The organism is Rhizobacter sp. Root1221 (assembly GCF_001425785.1).
Classification (GTDB): domain Bacteria; phylum Pseudomonadota; class Gammaproteobacteria; order Burkholderiales; family Burkholderiaceae_C; genus Rhizobacter.
This window is the reverse complement of the sequence record NZ_LMDI01000067.1, coordinates 165,684-186,462: the sequence shown is the minus strand read 5'-3', so window position 1 is coordinate 186,462 and position 20,779 is coordinate 165,684. Positions and strand designations below refer to the sequence as shown.

The window sequence follows — 20,779 nt, the reverse complement described above, 5'->3', positions numbered from 1 at the left end:
GCGAGGGGCCTTTCTCTTTCTGTCAGTCGTCCCAGACCGGGCGGAGGCCGATCGTGGTGGTGCCGAGGCGCGCCCACTTGCTCCGGTGCGACGCGATGGCGAGGTGGTGGGCGTCCTTGCTCCAGGCGCCACCCTTGACCACCCGTTCGAACGGGTTGCGTGTGTCGGTGTCGCCGCACCATTCGTCGAGGTTGCCCGCGAGGTCGCAGAGTCCGAGGTCGGAGGCCGGGAAGTGGCCCACGGGCGTGGTGCTTCCCACGTGTTCGCCGAAGTTCGCGAGCGCGTCGGACGGGGGATCGTTGCCCCAGGGGTACACGCGCCGCGGGTCGTTGTTCGACGCGAAGGCCACCCACTCGTCGGCCCGCGGCAGGCGCGCGCCGAGGAAGCGGCAGATGAGTGCGGCGCCGGCCCAGTTGATGCCCCAGGCCGGGTGCGATGCACGGTCGGGGCGGCACGCCCACCGGTGCATGACGCCAGTGCAATGAAGGGTGCGGGCGGGGTTGTGCACGTTGACGAACACGTAGGCCGATTCGGTCTCCGGCATCGCGCCCATCTCGTTGAGCACCGCGGCGGCGAGGCTGCAGGTGAGCAGTGTGCGGGCCACGCGGATGGGGCGCTCGCGGCCGCCGCGCAGCGGCTTCACGCAGAACGGCACTGCGCTGTCGACGTAGGCCTGGACGTCGGGGTCGATCAGGCGCATTGCAGCACGTCCCGCACGGCACACACCTGGTCCGCGCCGAGGTGGCGCCGCCAACTGTGTTCCACGTCATCGCGCGACCGGAATGACGAAAACGTGCCTCCGCGCGTCTCGGCCTGGCGCCGCGCGACGAACGCGAGCTGGCGCGGATCCGGCTCGACACCGAGGAACTCGGCGATGGCGTCGAGCGCGCGGGCCGGGTCGTCCATCAGGTCGGTCAGGTCCACGGCCATGTGCTCGAACTGGCCGATCGAACGGCGGGCCATGTCGTCACGCACCGCCACGCTCATGGCCACGATCTCGGCGGCGCGCACGTCCGGGTCCGCCGGATCGTGCCGCGACGCGTAGCCCGGGTGCAGTGACTTGAACACCGGCGGCACCAGGTGGGCGTAGTTCCAGAACGACAGCAGGTTGGAGCGCAGCACCGATGCGACAACGGCGCGCGGGTCCCGCTTCAGCAGCAACACCTTCAGCGGCGGCAGGAACAACTTGAGCCAGTCGAGCTTGCCGAACAGCACCGTCTCCTTGAACCCGGTCACACGTTGCGGGCTGGACTGCAGCAGGTAGGTGCGGAAGTCTTGCAGGTAGGCGCGCAACAACGGATGAGGCGCGAGGGACGGGTGGAGCCGCTCGGGATCGAAGTCGTCGCGGGTCCAGCGATCGAGGTCGCAGTGCCGGAAGAAGTCGGTGTGCATCGACAGCGGTTCGTTGATGCACTCGACCAGCGGATGGGCCTGCAGCAAGTCGTTGAGGAAATTCGAGCCCGACCGGTGGTGGGCCATGACGAAATACGGCGCGCATGGGCGGCCGGTTCTGGTGCTCATCGATTGCTCCCCTTCGCCTGCTGGGTCCAGTAGCGTAGTGAGTGCCGCGGTTCGGATCAACTGCGAGGCTTTACCTCCCACGCCGCCATGGGCAGCTGTCACAACTTACAGCTTGCGAACCGTCGGTGGGACCCGTAACCTTCGCTCGTGCTGAAGAGGGCCTGTGGGGCCGGTGGCGTGGTGCCGTCGCCCCTTCAGAAGCCGCCCATTTCGAGGCTCGAGCGTGGCCCCCGGCCCGCATCACTCTTCCCAGCACGTGCTCGTCACGCGCAAAGGGGGAAACATGGCCAGCGACACCCAGGGCGCAGGGCCCGGCACACCCGGGACCGGGGGCTTCCGGCGCACCCTGATCTGGGTGCTCTCCGTCGTGCTGGTGCTTGGGCTTGGGGCCTTCCTCTGGTTCGAATTCAGCACCGACACCCGGCGCAGCGCGCCGCGCGAAACGCTGCGCATCGCGGTGTCGGCCACCCCGCATGCAGCACTGCTGCACGTCGCTGCCGCACAAGGCTACTTCGCGCGCGAGGGCCTCGACGTCGTCATGTCGCGGGTGAGCCACGGCAAGGCGGCCCTCGACCAACTCGCGCTCGGCAAAGCAGATCTCGCCACTGCGGCCGAAGTGCCCTTTGTCATCTCGGTGCTCAAGGGCGACGAACTCGGCATCGCGGCCACGGTGGTCAATGCCTCCAATGAGATGGCGGTGGTGGGCCGGCGTGACCGGGGCATCCTGAGCGCTCGCGACCTGGCCGGCAAGCGGGTGGGCGTGACCCTCGGCACGAGCGGCGAGTACTTCCTCTGGGCCTTCCTGATCCGGCATCGGCTGGCGCCCGGCGCCATCACGTGGGTGGACGTGCTTCCCACTCGCCTCGCGCACGAGCTGGCCACTGGCGGCGTGGATGCCGTTGCCACCTGGGAGCCCGTCAAGTCCGCGGCGGAGGCAGCGCTAGGGTCACAGGCCATCACGTTCCTGGAAGGGGACGCCTACACCGTCACGCACGTGGTCGTGGGGCGCAGCGAGTTCCTCAAGGCACAACCTGCCGCCATCCAGAAGCTGCTGCGCGCGTTGCTGAAGGCCGAGGCGCTCGTGCGCGACGATCCCGCACTGGCCTTGTCGCTGGTGGCGGCGCAACTGAAACTGCCCCAGGAGACATTGATCCCGGTGTGGAACGGACTGGACATCCGCGTTGATTTGCGCCAATCGCAGCTCGTCACGCTAGAGGACGAGGCCCGCTGGGCCATGGCCCGGGGATACGCCGTGCCCGGACCTGTGCCGAACTTCCTGCCGCGGCTGCACCTCGACGCGCTGGTGGCCCTGCTTCCCGACCGCGTGACCGTCGTCCGATAAGGCCAGGCATGAATATCAGCACCAAAGGCTGGCTCGCGACGACCACGGCGCTCGTGTCGATCAGCCTGATCGCCACGATGATCTGGTGGGCCAACGCCGAGGTCGTCGATGCCCACGGCCAGCGGCGCCAGACGATGGAACTCGCACGCAGCCTGACCGGGCTGCGTCTCGTGACCTACGAGTACATCCTCCACCGGCAGGACCGAGCCCGCCAGCAGGAGAAGACGGCCACGGCCCGGCTGACGAATCTGCTCGCACAGAACCCGTTCCAGGACGCGGAGCAGCACCGCATCCTGCTCGACCTGCGCCAGCGCAACGCCGCGTCACACCGCCTGTTCGAGGAACTCGTGACGTCCGACCAATCGGAAAGCTATGACGGTGACGCGCTTGCCATCCGGCGTTACGAGGACCAGCTCACGAACCGGCTCCTGATGCTGCAGCAGGAAAACGTGGCCGACACGTTCCGCCTGACCGATTTCGCCACCGAACGCATCAACGCCGCGCAGCAGCGGGTGGTGTGGGTGATCGGCGGAGGCCTCGCGCTCATCGCGCTCGCCACCGCGGGCGCTGCCTGGCTCATCAACCGCAACGTGCTCGTGCCCATCGCGCGCCTCGAGCAGGCCACCCGCGAGGTGGCCGGTGGCAACTGGAACTACCAGCTCGACATCGGCACCCGCGACGAGGTGGGCGAGATGTCGCGCAACTTCGATGCGATGACCCATTCGTTGCGCACCTCGTTCGCGCAGATCGAGCGCAGCAACCACGAGCTGGCGGCGCTGAACCAGGAAATCGAGGCCTTCAGCTACTCCGTCTCGCACGACTTGCGCGGGCCGCTGCGCAGCATGGACGGGTTCTCCCAAGCCCTGCTCGAAGACTATGGCGACCGGCTCGACGACGAGGGCAAGGATTCGCTGAACCGCATCCGCGCGGCCAGCCAGCGCATGGGCCGGCTCATCGACGAGTTGCTCGGGCTGTCCCGCGTGACGCGAGCCGAGCTGCGGGTGAAGGTCGTCAACCTGAGCGAGTTGGCGCGCGAGATCGCCGAGTCGCTCGAACAGCAGCAGCCCGATCGCCGCGTGCAATGGGCCATCGAGGACAACCTCACCGTGCAGGCCGACAAGGCCCTGATCCAGATCGCCATGCAGAACCTGCTCGAAAACGCGTGGAAGTTCACCAGCAAGACAGCCGAGCCGGTGATCCGCGTGGGCACGGTCGACCAGGACGGCGAAAAGGCCTGGTTCGTGGGCGACAACGGCGTGGGATTCGACATGGCCTACGCCGACCGCCTGTTCGGCGCCTTCCAGCGGCTGCACCACGAAACCGAGTTCCCGGGCACCGGCATCGGGCTCGCGATCGTCCAGCGCATCGTGCGCCGGCACGAGGGGCGCACGTGGGTTCATGCGGAGCCCGACCGCGGCGCCACTTTTTTCTTCAGCATCAAGGAAACGGTACATGAGTGACTCCAACAAGGTCATCCTGCTCGTCGAAGACAACCAGGACGATTCGATGCTCACGCTGCGTGCGTTCAAGCGCAGCCACGTGATGAATCCGATCGCCGTGGCCCGGGATGGCATCGAGGCCCTGGACTTCCTCTTTGCGCGAGGGCCCCATGCCGACCGCGAGTCCGAGCCGCTGCCGGCGCTGGTCATCCTCGACCTGAAGCTGCCGAAGCTCGACGGGCTTGGCGTGCTGAAGGCCATCCGGGCCGACGAACGCACACAGCTGCTGCCGGTGGTGATCCTCACGTCGTCCAAGCAGGAGCAGGACCTGATCTCGGGTTACTCGCTGGGGGCGAACAGCTACGTGCGCAAACCGGTGGACTTCACCGAGTTCCTCGAGGCCGTGAAGGTGCTCGGCATTTATTGGCTGATGATGAACCAGACCCCGCCGGAAAGGCCGTCACCGTGAACAAGGCCGTCAAAGTCCTCATCGTCGAAGACGACGAGGACGATGCCAAGCTGGCGATGCGCATGCTTCGCCTCGGCGGGTTCGACCCGACGTGGCGGCGTGTGCAGAGCGGGGATACCTTGCGTGAGGCGTTTGCCGAAGAGCGCTGGGATGCCGTGCTGTCGGACTTCCGGCTGCCGCGGTTCAGCGGGCTGGAGGCGCTGGCGGTGTTCCGGGAGGCACACCTCGACATCCCGTTCATCTTCGTGTCGGGCACCATCGGCGAGGAAATCGCGGTGGCCGCCATGAAGGCCGGCGCCAGCGACTACGTGATGAAGCAGAACCTCGCGCGGCTGGCCCCGGTGCTCGAACGCGAGCTGAACCAGGCGCTGATCCGCGCGGCCCACCGCAAGGGGCAGGTCGAGCTGGAACTCTCGCGCGACCGCTACGTGGACCTCTACGAGTTCGCACCGGTGGGGTACCTGACCTTGTCGCCCGAGGGCCTCATCGAGCAGGTCAACCTCACCGGCGCCGAGATGCTGGGCACGAAGCGGGACCACCTGGCACGCGTGCGGTTCGTCCAGTTCGTGCACTCGGCCGACACCGACCGGTGGTACGAGCACTTCGTGCACACGTTGCACCATGGCACGCGGCAGCGCCTCGAACTGGCCTTGCGCGGCCAGAAAGGCACCCCGTTGCACGTGCAGGTCGACTGCACGCGGGTGACCGCCCCGGGCGCCGCGCCGCTCGTGCGGGTGGCCATGACGGACATCACGGACCGCAAGGCGGCCGAGTCCGACCTGCGCCGGTTCGAGGCACAGCTGCGCGACGTGCAGAAGATGGAATCCATCGGCACGCTGGCCGGGGGCATCGCGCACGACTTCAACAACATCCTGGGGGCCATCCTCGGCAACGTGGCACTGGCCCAGCAGGAAGTGGGTGACGGCCACCCGGCCTCCACGAGCCTCGGGGAGATCCACAAGGCCAGCCTGCGCGCGCGCAACCTCGTGCAGCAGATCCTGACCTTCAGCCGGCGCGAGCCGCAGGAGCTGGTGACACAGCCGCTGCGGCCGGTGGTGGAGGAAACCCACCAACTGCTGCGGGCCACGCTGCCGGCCGGTATCGACTTCGACATCGAACTCACCGACGCGCCGCTGCACGTGCTGGCCGATGCCACCCAGTTGCAGCAGGTGCTGATGAACCTGTGCACGAATGCCTGGCACGCGCTGAAGGACGGCGCCGGGCGCATCAGCGTGGGCCTGGATGCCGTCACCCTTGACCTCAGCCTGTCGCAGCGCCTCGGCGGGGCGCCGCCCGGCCCCTACGCCCACGTCTGGGTGCGCGACACCGGGATGGGCATGGATGCGGCCACGCGCGCCCGCATCTTCGAACCGTTCTTCACCACCAAGCCGGTGGGGCAGGGCACCGGCCTCGGCCTGTCGGTGGTGCATGGCATCCTGGCCGCGCACCATGGTGCCATCGCAGTGGATAGCGCCCTCGGGCAAGGCAGCACGTTCCACCTCTACTTCCCGGTGGTTGACCCGCCGCCGTTGCCGGGCGGCGCCTCGGATGACCCCGCCGCCGCCGGGCAGATCAGGGGGCATGGCGAACACGTGCTGTACGTGGACGACGACGAGACGATGGTGGTGATGGTGGAGCGGCTGCTCGAGCGGTGCGGCTACCGCGTGACCGGCTACCAGGATCCCCAGGCCGCCATGGTGGCCGTGCGCGACCACCCCGGCGAGTTCGACTTCGTCGTGACCGACTTCAACATGCCCGAGTTCTCGGGGCTCGACGTGGCGCACGAGATGGCGCGCATCTGCCCCGACCTTCCGGTGGTCATCAGCTCCGGCTTCATCACCGACGAACTGCGCGACGAAGCCCGCCTGGCCGGGGTTCACAGCCTGCTCGAGAAACAGAACACCTTCCAGGACCTGACCCGCCTCGTGGGCCGCATCCTGGCGCAACGCGCGACCACGCCGCGCTGACCCCGATGGACCGCACCGCCCCCCCCCCCGTTGCCCGCGTCACGCGGCCCCAGCGCGAGCGCTTGAACGGGCACCGCGGTGGTGTTGTCTACATGACGGGCCTGTCGGGCGCCGGCAAGTCGACGCTGGCCTGCCTCGTCGAGCGCCAGCTCCACGCCCTCGGCCTGCGCACCTGCGTGATCGACGGGGACGACCTGCGGTGCGGCCTGTGCAGCGACCTCGGCTTCAGCGATGCCGACCGCATCGAGAACATGCGGCGCGCCACCGAGGTGGCCCACCTGATGGTGAACGCCGGTCTGCTGGTGGTGAGCGCGATGATCTCCCCGTTCCGCGAAGAGCGGCGCGCGGCCCGGTCGCGCTTCCAGCCGGGAGACTTCCTGGAGGTGTTCGTGGACGCACCACTCCCCGTGTGCGAGGCCCGCGACCCCAAGGGCCTGTACGCGCGGGTCCGGCGCGGCGAGATCCCCGGCTTCACCGGCGTCGACTCCCGCTACGAGGCCCCCCAGCGGCCCGACCTGCACATCGACACCACCCGCTGCACCGCCAGCCAGGCGGCGGCCCTGCTGCTCGACACGATGCGCCTGCACGGCTACTTCCACCTCGAAACCGCCCACTGAGGCACCCCACACCCCGGGAGGGGCTTTTAGTCCAATTGTGTCCCGGGCGCAAGCCGAGGGAATGCCGCACACCCGGCGTTCGTGGAACGTTCCAGAATCGGGGGAGCGCCAAGCCGACGGGATCCCCTCGGCACAAGCAGTACGGGACCGCGCATGACCGACACCACATCGACCCTGGCCAGTGATTCGGCCAGCGATGTCACGGACCGATCTGATCGGAGGCGGCCTGCGGTCGTCCGCTGGCTGGTCACCGGCAACGTGGCGGCCTCGGTGGTCATGGCGGCACTGGCCGGCACCGCGTTGTGGAGCAGCCACGGCGCGCACGAGGACCGCGCTGCCGTCGCGGTGCGCAACCTCGCCGGGGCGATGCAGCAAGCCATCGGCGCACAGGTCGAACGGGTCGACCTGCTGCTGCGAACCGTCGCGATCGACATCGACCAGGCCCGGCGCGGGGGCGCCAGCACCGACGCCGTGCAGCGGATCCTGATGTCCCGCTACGGGCTGCTGCCGGAACTGCAGGTGCTGCAGGCCACCGATGCCCTCGGCATCGTGCGCCAGGGGGTGGGCATGACGGGCGGGCGTGCGGTGGACTTGAGCGACCGCGAGTACTTCATCCGGGCGCGTGACAACCCGTCCCCGGATCTGGTGATCTCCGATCCGGTGTTCGGCCGCACCAGCCAACGCTGGGTGGTGGCGTTCGCCCGGCGGCTGCGTGCCGCCGACGGGTCGTTCGACGGGATCGTCTACCTCTCGCTGCCCACCCACCGCCTCAGCGAGGCGCTCTCCGGGCTCAACCTCGGCCGCGAGGGGGTCGTCTCGCTGCGCACCGCCGACCTTGGGTTGATCACCCGCTCCGGGGGGGCGGGTGGACCCGATACCGAGATGGCCGCCGGCCGGGGCGAGGCCTCGCCCCGGCTCCGCGCGGCCGTCGCCGCCAGCCCGGAGGGGGGCATGTTCAACGCGCGCACGCCGTTCGACCAGGTGGACCGCATCAACGTGTACCTGCCCGTGGCCAACGGCCGGCTGTATGTGATCGCCGGGCTCGGCGTGGAAGAATTCATGGCGCCGTGGCGGGCGCAGGTGAAGGTGGTGAGCGGGCTGGCCGCCGCGGTCATGGCGGTGCTGGCCGGGGCGTCGTGGCTGCTGGTGCAGGCGTGGCAGCGGGAAACCGAGGGCATCGCCCAGTTGCACCTCGCCGCGCGGCGCAACAAGGCGCTGCTGCGCACGGCGAGCGACGGCATCCACGTGCTCGACCGGTCGGGCCGGCTCGTGGACCTCAGCGACTCGTTCGCCACCATGCTCGGATACGATCGCGAGGCGCTGCTGGGGCGATCCGTCGGCGATTGGGAGGCCACCCTGACACCGGCCCAGGCGGTCCACTGGTGTGCCGACACGATGGGCCGGAACGACTTCAAGACCCGCCACCGCCGTGCGGACGGTTCGCTGATCGACGTCGAGGTCACCAGCAACACCTTGCGCATCGACGGGGAGGACCTGATCTATTGCTCGTCCCGCGACGTGACGGAACGGCTTCAGCTCACCGCCGAGGCCCGGCAGAACCTCGACCGGGCGCAGCTCAGCGAGCAGCGCGTGCGCGAGGTGGCCGACAACGTGCCCGCGAGCATCGTCTACGTGGACCGGAACGAGCGCCTGCAGTTCGTCAACGCCACGTTCGCCCGCATGGTCGGGCAACCACCCGAAGCGCTGGCCGGACGCTCGCTGGCGGACGTGTTCGGCGACGCCTACCAGTCCCGCGCGGCGGCCGTTGCGATGGCCCTGTCGGGCCACCCCGCCAGCCACACGGATGCATTCCAGGTGGACGGCCGCGAGCGGCACAGCGAGTCGCGGCTCGTGCCCAAGTTCAGCACCGACGGCCATGTGGAAGGGTTCTACAGCCTCACCCACGACCTCACCGAACGCGTCGAACTCGAACGCCTGCTGTCGGTGCAGCGCCGCAACCTGGCGGCGATGACCGCGGTGAGCAGTGACGTGACCGTCGTGCTCGACGGTGCGGGCATCATCCTCGTCGCGAACCGGGCGTTCGAGGACCACTGGGGTCTCGCACCCGGTGGGGCCGAAGGGCTGCCGCTGGAGCGGCTCTACGGCCCGGACTTCTGCGACAGCATCGTCCGGTCCAAGCTGGATCGGGTGTTTGCCGGCGAGACGATCTCGCTGCGCACCACCCATGCGCGCGAAGGCGAGCGCCCCCGGGCGTTCGATGTCACGTACCAGCCGGTTCGCTCCGAGGAGGGGCGGGTCGATGCGATGGTGTTCACGGCCCACGACGTGGACGACCTCGTCGAGACGGTCCACCGGCTGCAGCGCACCAACGAATCGCTCCAGCACTTCGTGCGCATCACCTCCCACGACCTGCGCGAACCGCTGAACACCATCTCGCAGTTCGTGGGGCTGGTCGAGTCGTCTCATCCGGATGTGCTGCCCCCACCGGTCGACCGCTATTTCGGGTTCATCGGCCTTGGTGCGAGGCGGCTGAGGAACATGCTCGACGACCTGTTCCGCTACGTGCAACTGGCCAACGAGCCCGTGCCGGAAGACGAACCGGTCGCGCTCGGGCCGCTGATGGCCGCGCAGGCTGCCCTATTGGCGGGCCAGGGCCACGCCGCCATCACGATCGGCCCGCTGCCGACGGTGCTGGGCCACGGGCCGCTGCTCGAAATCGTGTTCCGCAACCTGTTGTCGAATGGCTTGAAGTTCACCCGGCCGGGCGAACCGCCGAACGTCAAGGTGTCTGCGCAGGTGACTGGCGAGCGTGTGGCGGTGACGGTGGCCGATGAAGGCATCGGCATCGCCGAGGACGATCTGCCGCGGGTGTTCGAACCGTTCCGGCGGTTGAACCGGCGGCAGGCCTATGACGGCACCGGGCTGGGCCTGGCCACCTGCCACCGGATCGTGACCGCGATGGGCGGTGAGATCCAGGTGTTTTCCCGGCTTGGTGCGTGGACACGGGTCACCGTCACGCTGCGGCCGGCCCGAACAGGAGGAGAGAACCATGCATGAGCGCGTGATGCTGGTGGACGACAACGATGCGGACCTGCTGTTCACGGAAATCGTGCTCCGCGCGCGGGGCATCGCTGGCGAGGTACTGACCTTCGACACTGCCCGGTGCGCGCTGGACCATCTGGCGGACCGGACGAAACCGCGGGTGTCGCTGATCCTGCTGGACATCAACATGCCCGAGATGGACGGTTTCGCGTTCCTTGCGGCCTGGGAGGGGTTGCGCACGCAGTGGCCGGACGCCCCGCCGGTCGTGATGCTGACGAGTTCGCCCGATCCGGCCGACCGCGCGCGGGCCCTGGCCCATGCGTCGGTTCGGGCCTACCTCGTCAAGCCGCTGGACGACGCGTCTGCGAGAAGCCTGTTGGACGTGACCCGGTGAGGGCGCCCGCTTGTGCTGACGCCGGCCCCCATGGTGCCGTATCGGGTGTTGACCCGGCGCAAGGCGAGGCGCGCTGAAGCGCAGAGACTGGGAACACGTGGGAACACGTCCGGCGCTTCCTTGCGGGAGCGGACGCACCCATCCACTGACCAGGAGCAAGCCATGAAAGTCTTGATTGCCGTCGACGGGTCTGATCGCGCGTTGCGTGCGATCGACGCAGTGGCACGTTGGCCCGGGGCGCCGGCTTCGGTGGAGATCCTGTTGCTGAACGTGCGGGAGCGTCCCGCGCACTTCGGCGACTTTCCGCCGTTCGATGACGAGTCGGTCGAAGCGCGCATCGAGTCGGTGCAGGACCAGGTCCTGGAGGTGGCAGAGCGCCACGCCCGCCGAGCGGGTTTGGAGCGTGTCACCCTCGAGAGGGCATCCGGCCACCCCGCGACCGAGATCGCGCGTGTCGCGCACGCCCGCGACGTGGATCACATCGCCATGTCCACGCACGGACGCACCGCGATCGCCGGGCTCTTCCTGGGCTCGGTAGCGCAGCGCGTGCTGCACCACGTCGACGTTCCGGTCCTGCTGGTGAAGTGATCGAATCCCGCCGGCATCAGCTGGCGCTGGCGCTGCGTTTGCGGCGGCGTTCGATGACCTCGAAGACCGCCATGCCTGCGAGCATGGCGGCCACGAACACTGCGCCTTCGACGTGCCCGATGCCGAGCAGCACGAGACCCGGGCCAGGGCAGATGCCCGCGATGCCCCAGCCCACACCGAACAGCAGGCTGCCCGCGACGAGGCGGCGATCGACCTGGCGTGCAGCGGGCAGCTGCATGCGGGCCCCGAGGAGCGACACGGCGCGCCGCCGGGCCACGGCAAAACCGGCGAGCCCCACCGCGATGGCACCGGCCATCACGAAGGCCAGCGAGGGGTCCCACGCGCCGGCCAGGTCGAGGAAGCCGGTGACCTTGACCGGGTCGGCCATGCCGGAGACAAGGAGGCCGAGCCCGAACACCAGGCCAGCGAGGAACGAGGCGAAAGACATGGCTGACCGCCTCACGCGCCGACCAGGTGGCGCACCACGAACACGGTGGCGAAGCCTGCCGACATGAACACCAGCGTGGCGGCGAGCGAACGCGGCGACAGGCGCGACAACCCGCACACGCCGTGGCCGCTGGTGCAGCCCGAACCGAGGCGTGCACCGAAACCCACGAGAAGGCCGGCGGCGATCAACGCGCCTGCGCCGATGTCGAGGCGAGGGCGGTGGAGGGCCGGGACCACCCAGTAGGCCGCCGGCGCCGCCATCAGACCGGCAACGAACGCGACGCGCCAGGCCGCGTCCCCGCGGGTGGGCCGCAGCAGCCCGCTCACGATGCCGCTGATGCCGGCGATGCGTCCGGTCAGCAAGAAGAGCGCGGACGCCGCCAGGCCGATGAGCAGGCCACCGCCCAGCGAGGCCCACGGGGTGAAGCTGTGCCAGTCGATGGTCATGGTGCGTCCTTGGGGCAGTACAAGCGGTACAACACGGCCAGCACTTCGAGCACCTGGGGATCCGCCACGCGGTAGAAGATGCGCTTGCCGTCGCGGCGGGTGAGGACCATGCCCTCGGTGCGCAACACGCCCAGCTGCTGGGACAGCGTGGGCTGGCGGATGCCGAGGCGCGCCTCCAGGTCGCCGACGGACAACTCGCCCTCGGCCAACTGGCACAACAACAGCAGCCGGTCCTCGTTGGCGAGCAGCTTGAGGGTGGCCACGGCCTGGCCCGCCGCGGCACGCAACCGCTGGGGATCGATGGAGGTGCTGGCGGTGTTCATGTCAAAGGGGGGTTGGTAGGCTTGACATCAATATACCAATAGATATATTGTTAATCAATAGATTGAATCCGCGAGGGAACGATGTCGTCAGCCGCCACCATCCAGGCCTTTGTCCACGGCCAGAGTTCAACCATCACCTACGTGGTGAGCGACAACGCCACGCGGCGTGCCGCGGTCATCGACCCGGTGCTCGATTTCGACGTGAAGTCGGGCCGCACCGGCACCGCCGCGGCAGACGAGGTGCTGGCCCATCTGGCGGGGCATGCACTGTCGGTCGATTGGATCCTCGAGACCCACGCGCACGCCGACCACCTGTCTGCGGCCCGCTACCTCCAGCAACGGGTGGGTGGACGCGTGGCGATCGGCGAACACATCCGCGAAGTGCAGGCCACCTTCAAGCGGCTGTTCAACCTCGAGCGGGCTTTCCTGCCCGACGGCAGCCAGTTCGACCACCTGTTCGCGGACGGCGAAACCTTCCGCATCGGTGACCTTGATGCACAGGCCCTGCTCGTGCCCGGCCACACGCCTGCCGACATGGCCTACCGCGTGGGCGACGCCGTCTTCGTGGGCGACACGCTGTTCATGCCCGACCTGGGCAGCGCACGCGCCGACTTCCCCGGCGGCGACGCCCGCGCGCTGTACCGGTCGATGCGCCGCCTGCTGGACCTGCCGCCGGCCACGCGTGTCTTCGTGTGCCACGACTACGCGCCCGACGGACGCGACACGCGCTGGGAAACCACCGTGGCCGAACAACGCGCCCGGAACATCCATGTGCACGACGGCATCGACGAGGACACCTTCGTCGCCATGCGCACCGCACGCGACGCCACGCTGGGCATGCCCACCCTCATCCTCCCGGCCATCCAGGTGAATGTGAGGGCGGGGCACCTGCCGCCCGCGGACGACAACGGCATCTCGTACCTGCGCATTCCGTTGAACGCGCTCTGATCGCCGTCCGCTCGTCGAGCGGTACGGCACCGGCGAAGCGGCGCGCCCCATTCGTTGAACAGTGCTCGCCGAACCGTTGTGCATTGGCACACGGCTAGGGATAGCCCTATTGCGATGACCCCCAGGCGCCATCGAAACTTCGTTCACTGGATTAAGCGATTAACTTAATTGCCCAAACAGATCCGAACCACGCACCGCAGACCCCGCGGTGGCCTGGCGGAGGCCTGGCCCGGCGCTGAACCCAAATTCAGCGGGTGCTGTGGCCGGCACCCATGACCCCGCCAGTTCGACCACGGCCTGATCCCACCCGATCTTTCCGTCCGCATTGCCGGGTTCATGCGCCCAAAGAGTTAAGCGATTAATCGAACAAGTGAAGCCGGGCCGTTTCAAGCGTCTCCCGGTCGCCGAGTCACACCTAGGAGTCCAACCATGCACCGTTTTGCCTTCCAGCCGACCGCACTCGCGGTGGCCGCGCTCACCCTGTTCGCGGCCGGGGCCGCACACGCCCAGTTCAGCACCGACGGCTACTTCCGCGCCGGCACCGGCGCCGGCGTCAAGAACAACCCCGCCGCCTGCTACGGGCTCGATGGCGCAGGCCTGAAGTACCGGCTCGGCAACGAGTGCGACACCTACCTCGAGATGAACCTGAAGAACACGATGAAGATCGGTGGCCTCCAGGTCAGCGGCAACATCATGCCCACGTACTCCGGCCAGAACCAGGAAGGCACTGGTTCGGGCAGCCTTGGCCAGGCCTTCGTCGAAGGCAGCGGTTTCGACTTCGCGCCGCAAGTCAATTTCTGGGCGGGCAAGCGCTACTACGGGCGGTCGGACGTGCACATCACCGACACCAAGTACACCCAGCTCGACGGCACCGGCGGCGGCGCGGACAACATCGATGTGGGCATCGGCAAGCTGGGCGTGGCGTACTTCCGGCGCGATCCGGGCTTTGCGGGCTGGGGCACCGCATCGCGTGTCAACGTCGAGTTCAGCACGAGCAACGTGAACCCGGGCGGCTGGCTGCGGGTTCTCACCGGTTTCGTCAGCAGCGAAGAGACGCTCGACAAGGACGGCAATGAGCTCAACGCCCGCAGCGGCGCGTCGCTCACGGTGCAGCACCACCAGCACAACCTCTTCGGTCTCGGGGGCGGCAACTCGTTGTGGCTGCAGTTCGCCCGTGGCGCTTCGGGCCTGAACGGCGGCTTTGGCAATGCCTTCACCGGCAGCGGCAACGACTGGATCGACAGCGACCCGACCGCGGCCGGCTCGGCGTGGCTCGAAGAACACCGTGCCGTGCGGAGCTACCGCATTGCCGATGCCTTCAACTGGCAAATGGGCAATTTCGGTGGCCAGGTGGTGGGCCATTTCCAGAACGACGACAACAACCAGTTCAACACCAAGTCGGCCTCGTTGGGTGGCCGCGTGGCGTACTCGTTCACGACCAACCTGAAGCTGCTGGGTGAGCTGGGTGTGTCGGTCAAGAAGCCGGGCGAGGCGCAATCGCAACGCCTGACGAAGTTCACGATCGCCCCGGCGCTGAGCACCGGCCGCGGCTTCTTCGACCGGCCCGAGCTGCGCCTGTACTACACGCGTGCCAATTGGAACCAGGCCGCCGCCGATGCCGGCAACGGCCTGCCCACCGACCGCACGAGCGCCAACCGCTACGGCGTGCAAGCCGAAGTGTGGTGGTGAGCTGACGGCGTAACCCCCTGAACGCAGCGGGCCCGACCGGGCCCGCTGCCCGAACCGACCCGCCGGAGCCTCGCCATGCGTCTACCTCATCGTTTCACCGCCATGCTGTGCATGGCTTTTCTGCTTGGGCCCGCGGCTGCGGGGGCGCCGGCCAAACCCGTCACCGTGCAACCCGTTGCCGACCTCGCGCCGGACTTCATCATGGGCGCCGACATGTCGATGCTCGACCAGCTGGAGCGCCAGAACGCCAAGTTCCAGGACGCCAGCGGGGCCCGCGGTGACGCCATCGCCATCGTGCGCGACAACGGGATCAACTGGATCCGCCTGCGCTTGTGGCACACGCCGGTGAACGACAGCGACGTCATCGAGGGCGGCCGCATCATCTCCCGGCGCGGGGAACCCGTGGGGGGAGGCAACAACGACCTGGCCACCACGATCCGGCTTGCCAAGCGCGCCAAGGCCGCCGGGCTCAAGGTGCTGCTGGACTTCCACTACAGCGACTTCTGGGTGGACCCGGGCAAGCAGCCCAAGCCCGCCGCCTGGCGTGACCTGCACGGCGAGGCGCTCGAGCAGGCCGTCTACACCTACACCTTGCAGGTGATGAACGCGATGAAGAAGGCGGACGTGATGCCCGCGATGGTCCAGGTGGGCAACGAACTGAACGGCGGCATGCTGTGGCCCGACGGCCAGACCTGGGTCGACAAACCCGACGCGAAGATCGGCGGGGACGCCGGATTCGTGGCGTTGATGAAACAAGGCATCCGCGCCGTGCGCGACGCCGACCCGCAACGGGGCACGCCGCAGGCGTTGAAGGTGGTGGTCCACCTGGCCGATGGCGGCAACAACGAGTTGTACCGGCGGGTCTTCGACCTCTTCCAGAAAAACGAGGTGGACTACGACGTGATCGGCCTGTCGTACTACGCCTACTACCACGGGCCCGTGGAGGATCTGCAGGCCAACATGGACGACATCGCCTTCCGCTACGGCAAGGATGTGGCCGTGGTCGAGACCGCCTACGCGTACACCACGCTGGACAACGACGGCTGGCCCAACTTGTTCAACACCGACATGCAAAAGAGCGTGGGCTACAAGGCGACCGTGCAAGGGCAGGCGAGCATGACCCGCGACGTGATCGATGCCGTAGCCAAGGTGCCGGGCGGGCGTGGCATCGGCGTCTTCTACTGGGAACCGGACTGGGTGCCGATGCCGCGCACCGGCTGGCGGACGGGGGAGGGCAATGGCTGGGAGAACCAGGCCATGTTCGACTTCGACGGGCGTGCGCTGCCGTCGCTGGCGGTGTTCAAGCGGGTGCGTGAAGCCGGTACCCCGGCCGATGTTCCCCAGGTGCTGCAGGCCGACCCCATCCGGCTGACGGCCTTCGCCGGGCAGTCCTGGACTCCGCCGGAGTCGCTGCGGCTGCCGTTCAGCGATGACGCGATGCGCACCGTGTATGTGCAATGGGACGACGTGGATCCGGCGAACCTCCGGCAACCCGGCCGCTTCCAGCTGAAGGGCGAGGCGATGGGGCGGCCGCTCCAGCTCGTGGCAGATGTTCACGTGGTGCCGCGCCGCAACCTCATCGACGACCCCGGCTTCGAACAGGGCGGGCTCAAGGAGTGGACGATCACCGGCGACAGCGCTGCCGCGAGCAACGAGCGCAACCCCGGCAACGCCCACAGCGGCCTCCAGTCGCTGCACTACTGGCTCGGCAGTGCGTTCCGTTTCGAGGTGAAGCGCACCTTCAGCGGCCTGAAGGAGGGCCAGTACACCCTCAAGGCCTGGTCGTCCGGCGGCGGGGGCGAAAAGAGCACCATGCTGTTCGCGCGCGAGTGCGGCAATGCGGCGGAAAAGACCGCCCCGATGGTCAACACCGGGTGGCAGAAGTGGAAGCAGGCCACGGTGCGCGGCATCCAGGTCCCCGCGTCGGGCCAGTGCACGGTGGGGGTGCTCGTGGACGCACCCGCCGGCACGTGGGGCAACGTGGATGACATCGAGTTTCTGCGAGAGGACGGCACGCCTTGACCCCCCAACGGCGGCACCGTCCGATGGCCGCCGGCATCACCTTTCAGGAGATTCACCGTGGATGGATTGAAGATGATTCGCCGAGCAGCGCACATGCTCTCGGCATTGGTGCTCGCCGTTCCCCTGTGCGCGCAGGCGCAGTCGTTCGCCAAGGGCGCGGACGTCAGTTGGGTCAGCCAGCAGGAGGCGGCGGGCTATGCGTTCTACGGCGACGATGCCCTTCGGCATGACCCGTTCGCGTTGCTCAAGGCCAAGGGAGCCAACGCGATCCGCTTGCGGGTGTGGGTCAACCCGGCCAATGGGTGGAACGACGGAAGCGACACCTTGTACAAGGCCAAGCGTGCGGCCGCACAGGGGCAGCGCATCATGATCGACTTCCACTACAGCGACACCTGGGCCGACCCCGCGCACCAGGCGAAGCCCGCGGCGTGGGCCGGCCACTCGGTGGCGCAGCTCCGCACGGACGTCTACGAGCACACCTACGGCATCCTGTCCTACCTCAAGTCCAACGGCATCAACGTGGAGTGGGTGCAGGTGGGCAACGAGATCAACAGCGGCATGCTGCTGCCCGAAGGCAGCACGTCCAACTTCACCCAGTTGAGCGGGTTCATCAACAGCGGCTACGACGCCACCAAGGCCGTGTACCCGAACGCGAAGGTGGTGCTGCACCTCGCGAACGGCCACGACAACGGGCTCTTCCGCTGGTTCTTCGACAACGCGAAGTCCGCCGGTGCGAAGTGGGACGTGACCGGCATGTCGCACTACCCGGGCGCCAGCACGTGGTCCAGCGACAACACCAAGATCGGCACCAACATGGCCGACATGGTGTCCCGCCATGGCCGGCCCGTGATCGTGAGCGAAGTCGGCATGGACTGGCAGCAGGCCGCAACCGCGAAGCTCATGCTTGCCGACCTGATCACCAAGGTGAAGGCGCGGGGCAGCAACGGGCTCGGTGTCTTCTACTGGGAGCCCCAGGCCTACCCGGGGTGGCAGGGCTACACGATGGGCGCGTTGAACAACTCCGGGCAATTCACGGCCGCGCTCGATCCGTATTGAGAGACCCCAGCGCCGGGCCGCGCCCGACCCGCCCCCCGTGCGGGTCAAGGAACTTGGGGCGGCCCGGCGTTTCCTGGGCGACATGAATCACAAAAACGAACACGTCAGGCGGGCATCGGGGCGCCCGGCCTGGAGACACGGAGGGAGAGTGAAAATGAAGAAACCATGGTGGACCCTGCTGCTGCTGCTGCTCGCACCGCTCGAGGCCACGCAGGCCGGGGTCGTCGTGCGGGGGACCGGGGCAGACGTGGAGGTCGAATTCCAGTACCGTGACCCGAAGGCCGGCATGGTGGCCGTGGCCGGCAGCTTCAACCGCTGGTCGCCGAAGGCCGCGCCCATGGAGATGAACGGCGAGGGCGTGTGGACGTATGTGCTGCGCGGCGTGAAACGCAGCGACGTGTTGCAGTACAAGTTTGTCGTGGGCACCAGCCAGCTGTGGGTGCTGGACCCGGAGGCCCCCGACACGCTGGAGGATGGCCGCGGGGGCACGAACGGGCAGGTCGTGGTGCCCCTCTACTTCGCCGGCACGCCGGGAGAAGATGTGCCCGGGGACCTGTTGCCCGAAGGACTGGTGTCGGCCCAGCCCGCCGAGGTGGCTGCCACGGTGGTCCCGCCCGGCGCCGACAAGCGGCAGCTGCTCGACGACCCGGGCTTCGAACGCGGTGAACTGTCCGGCTGGACCGTGCGCGGAGACACCGGTGCCGTGTGGGTGGAAAAATCCAAGCCCAACGCACGCGGTGGTGAGCATTCGCTGAAGTACGTGTGGAACAAGCCGTTCCAGGTGCTGGTGCTCAAGCGCTTCACGGGGCTCGCGCCCGGTGTCTACAGCTTCCGTGCGTGGTCGGCGGGGGGCGGTGGCGAGACGGCGCTCCGGCTCGTCGCGCGCGGTTGTTCAGACACCGCGCAGCAGATGTCCGTCCCGATGCTGAACAACGGCTGGCAGAAGTGGAAGGCCTACACGGTCAAGGGCATCCGTGTGACCCGCGGCGAGTGCACCGTCGGTGTCTACGTGAAGGCGCCGGCCGAACGATGGGGCAACCTCGACGACTTCGAGTTCTTCGAAGACACGTCGTGGACGCGCCTGCATGTCGAACCCGCACGCTGACGGGGAACCGGCGATGAGAATGGTTCAAATCTTCGTGACCGGTGCGCTGGCCGCGTTCACCGCCATTGGCGGCGCTGCGGCCGAGGAGCGGCCGGTGGACCTGACCCGCGCGAGGCGCGAGGCCGAGTCGCCGCTGCGCTGGATCAAGTTCCATGCGGACAAGCCGGCGGGCGCCAGCCACGCACCTGCACCGGCGGCTGCCGCACCCAAGCCGGCGGCCCGCGAGCGCCGGGTGCCGGTGCGGCCACCTGTGCCCGCCGCCAGCGCGCCAGTGCCCGCGCCCGCGCCCGCGCCCGTTGCTTCGGCGGCCGCGACGCTGCCCCGCCGGGAAGAGGCCGCGCCGGCGGTCGTGGTGCCGGCCGCGTCCGCTGCCGCGGTGGACGCGGTGGTGCCCGTGGCGCTGAAGCCCGCACCGCCCGTGCCCGAACTCGTGCCCATCGAACAGGCCGAGCCCGCGTGGGACGCCGCGTTGACGGGCAAGCTGCGTGAAGGCCGCGTGACCGTGCGATTCGAGGTAGGCACCGATGGCAGGCCGCGCCAGGTGAGTGTGGCCAGTGCCTCCGACCCGCGGCTCGGTGATGCGGCGGTGGCCGCGATGAAGCGCTGGCGTTTCGTGCCGATCGACAAGCCGCGCGGTGCGCAGGTGGACTTCGGGTTCGACCTCGGGAAGTGACACGGCCACGGCCGAAAGGACGAGGGGGCCGGCGCGGTGAAGCGCCGGCCCCCTCGGGCCTTCACGGGCCTTGACGGGCTTATCGCCCGCTCAGAAGCAGCAGGCGAGCATCTCCAGGCAGCACGCGGCGAAGTCGCCGCAGCAGGTGGAGGCCGCGAACGCGGCGCCGGACACGGCCAGCGCGCCGGTCGCCAGGGCCAGTTTGGCAAGTCTGGAAGTCATGGTTGATTCCTGATGGATTGAACAAGAAAAGCGGTTCGTGGGTGACCCGCGTTCAATCCGGCGGCCGCCAGATGCTGGCGTGGTGGCTCGGGGGCATCACGCTGTGGTGCCCGAATGCCGCGGTGGCATCTGGAGTGGGCTCGCGGATGGCGCCCACGAGGCCGGGCAGGGCGGGGCACGCCGCGCAGCCGGGCGTGGCGCACTGGGCCGGGCCCGGGCAAGGGTCCAGGCAGCAGTCGCTGATGGGCGTGGCCCACGCCGCCGCAGACTGCAGCAGATGGAACACGATGATCACCAGGGCGAAGAGCTTCCGCATGGGGGGAGTGTACCGGTCCGGCCCACCGCCAACAGTGAACGCCCGTTCCGGAACGGGCCCCGGAAACAGTGGTGGCCGCGACGCGTCAACCGATGTACGCTGGTGAGAACGCTGGTGGCCTGCCGAGCCTTCGCCCGGAGGCTGGCTGCCGCTGCAAAAAGGCGGGAAGGGGTGCCGATGTACGGCATGGG

The 20,779-nt window shown here is 68.4% G+C and carries 21 protein-coding genes; 14 read left to right on the top strand and 7 right to left on the bottom strand.

The window, feature by feature from the left end; genetic code table 11:
- Positions 1-22 precede the first annotated feature (22 nt).
- Together ASC87_RS28055 and ASC87_RS28050 are read right to left on the bottom strand one after the other, a co-directional pair.
- Entirely contained in the window at positions 23-700 is a 678-nt protein-coding gene (locus tag ASC87_RS28055) for an SUMF1/EgtB/PvdO family nonheme iron enzyme (RefSeq protein WP_056670978.1), read from the bottom strand.
- A complete protein-coding gene (locus ASC87_RS28050; RefSeq protein WP_082569021.1) occupies positions 691-1,521 on the bottom strand; it encodes a sulfotransferase in 831 nt (276 codons plus the stop codon). Before ASC87_RS28050 ends, ASC87_RS28055 begins: the two co-directional genes overlap by 10 nt.
- Before the next feature lie 283 nt (positions 1,522-1,804).
- On the opposite strand from ASC87_RS28050, the gene ASC87_RS28045 reads away from it, so the two are divergent.
- The 8 genes from ASC87_RS28045 (at position 1,805) to ASC87_RS28010 (ending at position 11,340) form a co-directional block, all read left to right on the top strand.
- Positions 1,805-2,863, top strand: a complete 1,059-nt coding sequence (locus ASC87_RS28045; protein ID WP_056670973.1) for an ABC transporter substrate-binding protein — start codon at positions 1,805-1,807, stop codon at positions 2,861-2,863.
- A gap of 8 nt (positions 2,864-2,871) precedes the next feature.
- The gene (locus ASC87_RS28040) at positions 2,872-4,323 is read left to right on the top strand and encodes an ATP-binding protein (protein ID WP_056670970.1); all 1,452 of its coding nucleotides are present in this window, start codon (positions 2,872-2,874) and stop codon (positions 4,321-4,323) included.
- Positions 4,316-4,771: a response regulator gene (locus tag ASC87_RS28035; protein WP_056670967.1), complete on the top strand. Its 456-nt coding sequence runs from the start codon at positions 4,316-4,318 to the stop codon at positions 4,769-4,771. Before ASC87_RS28040 ends, ASC87_RS28035 begins: the two co-directional genes overlap by 8 nt.
- Positions 4,768-6,738: a response regulator gene (locus ASC87_RS28030; protein WP_056670964.1), complete on the top strand. Its 1,971-nt coding sequence runs from the start codon at positions 4,768-4,770 to the stop codon at positions 6,736-6,738. Before ASC87_RS28035 ends, ASC87_RS28030 begins: the two co-directional genes overlap by 4 nt.
- 5 nt (positions 6,739-6,743) lie before the next feature.
- Positions 6,744-7,355 (top strand): adenylyl-sulfate kinase, encoded by a 612-nt coding sequence (cysC, locus tag ASC87_RS28025; protein WP_056670961.1) that lies wholly within the window; start codon positions 6,744-6,746, stop codon positions 7,353-7,355.
- A gap of 153 nt (positions 7,356-7,508) precedes the next feature.
- Entirely contained in the window at positions 7,509-10,373 is a 2,865-nt protein-coding gene (locus ASC87_RS28020; RefSeq protein WP_056670958.1) for a PAS domain-containing protein, read from the top strand.
- Complete coding sequence (locus tag ASC87_RS28015; RefSeq protein WP_056670955.1) at positions 10,366-10,752, top strand: response regulator; 387 nt, start codon at positions 10,366-10,368, stop codon at positions 10,750-10,752. The genes ASC87_RS28020 and ASC87_RS28015 overlap by 8 nt, the downstream gene beginning before the upstream one ends.
- 162 nt (positions 10,753-10,914) lie before the next feature.
- Positions 10,915-11,340, top strand: coding sequence for a universal stress protein (locus ASC87_RS28010; RefSeq protein ID WP_056670952.1), 426 nt, complete (start codon positions 10,915-10,917; stop codon positions 11,338-11,340).
- 16 nt (positions 11,341-11,356) lie between these two features.
- On the opposite strand, the gene ASC87_RS28005 is transcribed toward ASC87_RS28010, so the two are convergent.
- From ASC87_RS28005 to ASC87_RS27995, 3 genes are read right to left on the bottom strand one after another with little or no spacing between them, the layout of a single operon-like run.
- Positions 11,357-11,788 (bottom strand): YeeE/YedE family protein, encoded by a 432-nt coding sequence (locus ASC87_RS28005; RefSeq protein ID WP_056670949.1) that lies wholly within the window; start codon positions 11,786-11,788, stop codon positions 11,357-11,359.
- Between the two features lie 11 nt (positions 11,789-11,799).
- Complete coding sequence (locus tag ASC87_RS28000) at positions 11,800-12,234, bottom strand: YeeE/YedE family protein (protein WP_056670946.1); 435 nt, start codon at positions 12,232-12,234, stop codon at positions 11,800-11,802.
- A complete protein-coding gene (locus tag ASC87_RS27995) occupies positions 12,231-12,557 on the bottom strand; it encodes a metalloregulator ArsR/SmtB family transcription factor (RefSeq protein ID WP_056670943.1) in 327 nt (108 codons plus the stop codon). Before ASC87_RS27995 ends, ASC87_RS28000 begins: the two co-directional genes overlap by 4 nt.
- A gap of 81 nt (positions 12,558-12,638) precedes the next feature.
- Between ASC87_RS27995 and ASC87_RS27990 the strand changes: the two genes are divergently transcribed.
- The 6 genes from ASC87_RS27990 to ASC87_RS27965 all read left to right on the top strand — a co-directional run bounded on the left by ASC87_RS27990 (position 12,639) and on the right by ASC87_RS27965 (position 20,050).
- Positions 12,639-13,505: an MBL fold metallo-hydrolase gene (locus tag ASC87_RS27990; protein ID WP_056670939.1), complete on the top strand. Its 867-nt coding sequence runs from the start codon at positions 12,639-12,641 to the stop codon at positions 13,503-13,505.
- Positions 13,506-13,934: 429 nt separating this feature from the next.
- Complete coding sequence (locus ASC87_RS27985) at positions 13,935-15,194, top strand: carbohydrate porin (protein WP_056670936.1); 1,260 nt, start codon at positions 13,935-13,937, stop codon at positions 15,192-15,194.
- A gap of 111 nt (positions 15,195-15,305) precedes the next feature.
- The gene (locus ASC87_RS27980) at positions 15,306-17,216 is read left to right on the top strand and encodes a glycosyl hydrolase 53 family protein (RefSeq protein ID WP_162255222.1); all 1,911 of its coding nucleotides are present in this window, start codon (positions 15,306-15,308) and stop codon (positions 17,214-17,216) included.
- Between the two features lie 93 nt (positions 17,217-17,309).
- Positions 17,310-18,272 carry a glycosyl hydrolase 53 family protein gene (locus ASC87_RS27975; protein ID WP_082569018.1) on the top strand — a complete coding sequence of 321 codons (963 nt, stop codon included), beginning with the start codon at positions 17,310-17,312 and terminating at the stop codon, positions 18,270-18,272.
- A 154-nt stretch (positions 18,273-18,426) separates the two neighbouring features.
- Positions 18,427-19,377, top strand: coding sequence for a glycogen-binding domain-containing protein (locus ASC87_RS27970; protein ID WP_056670927.1), 951 nt, complete (start codon positions 18,427-18,429; stop codon positions 19,375-19,377).
- Positions 19,378-19,390: 13 nt separating this feature from the next.
- Positions 19,391-20,050 carry an energy transducer TonB gene (locus ASC87_RS27965; protein WP_157604423.1) on the top strand — a complete coding sequence of 220 codons (660 nt, stop codon included), beginning with the start codon at positions 19,391-19,393 and terminating at the stop codon, positions 20,048-20,050.
- Positions 20,051-20,140: 90 nt separating this feature from the next.
- Here ASC87_RS27965 and ASC87_RS33555 read toward each other — a convergent pair whose 3' ends face one another.
- Together ASC87_RS33555 and ASC87_RS32305 are read right to left on the bottom strand one after the other, a co-directional pair.
- A complete protein-coding gene (locus ASC87_RS33555) occupies positions 20,141-20,272 on the bottom strand; it encodes a hypothetical protein (protein WP_255359255.1) in 132 nt (43 codons plus the stop codon).
- Positions 20,273-20,324: 52 nt separating this feature from the next.
- Positions 20,325-20,588, bottom strand: a complete 264-nt coding sequence (locus tag ASC87_RS32305; RefSeq protein WP_056670921.1) for a hypothetical protein — start codon at positions 20,586-20,588, stop codon at positions 20,325-20,327.
- Positions 20,589-20,779: the final 191 nt, after the last annotated feature.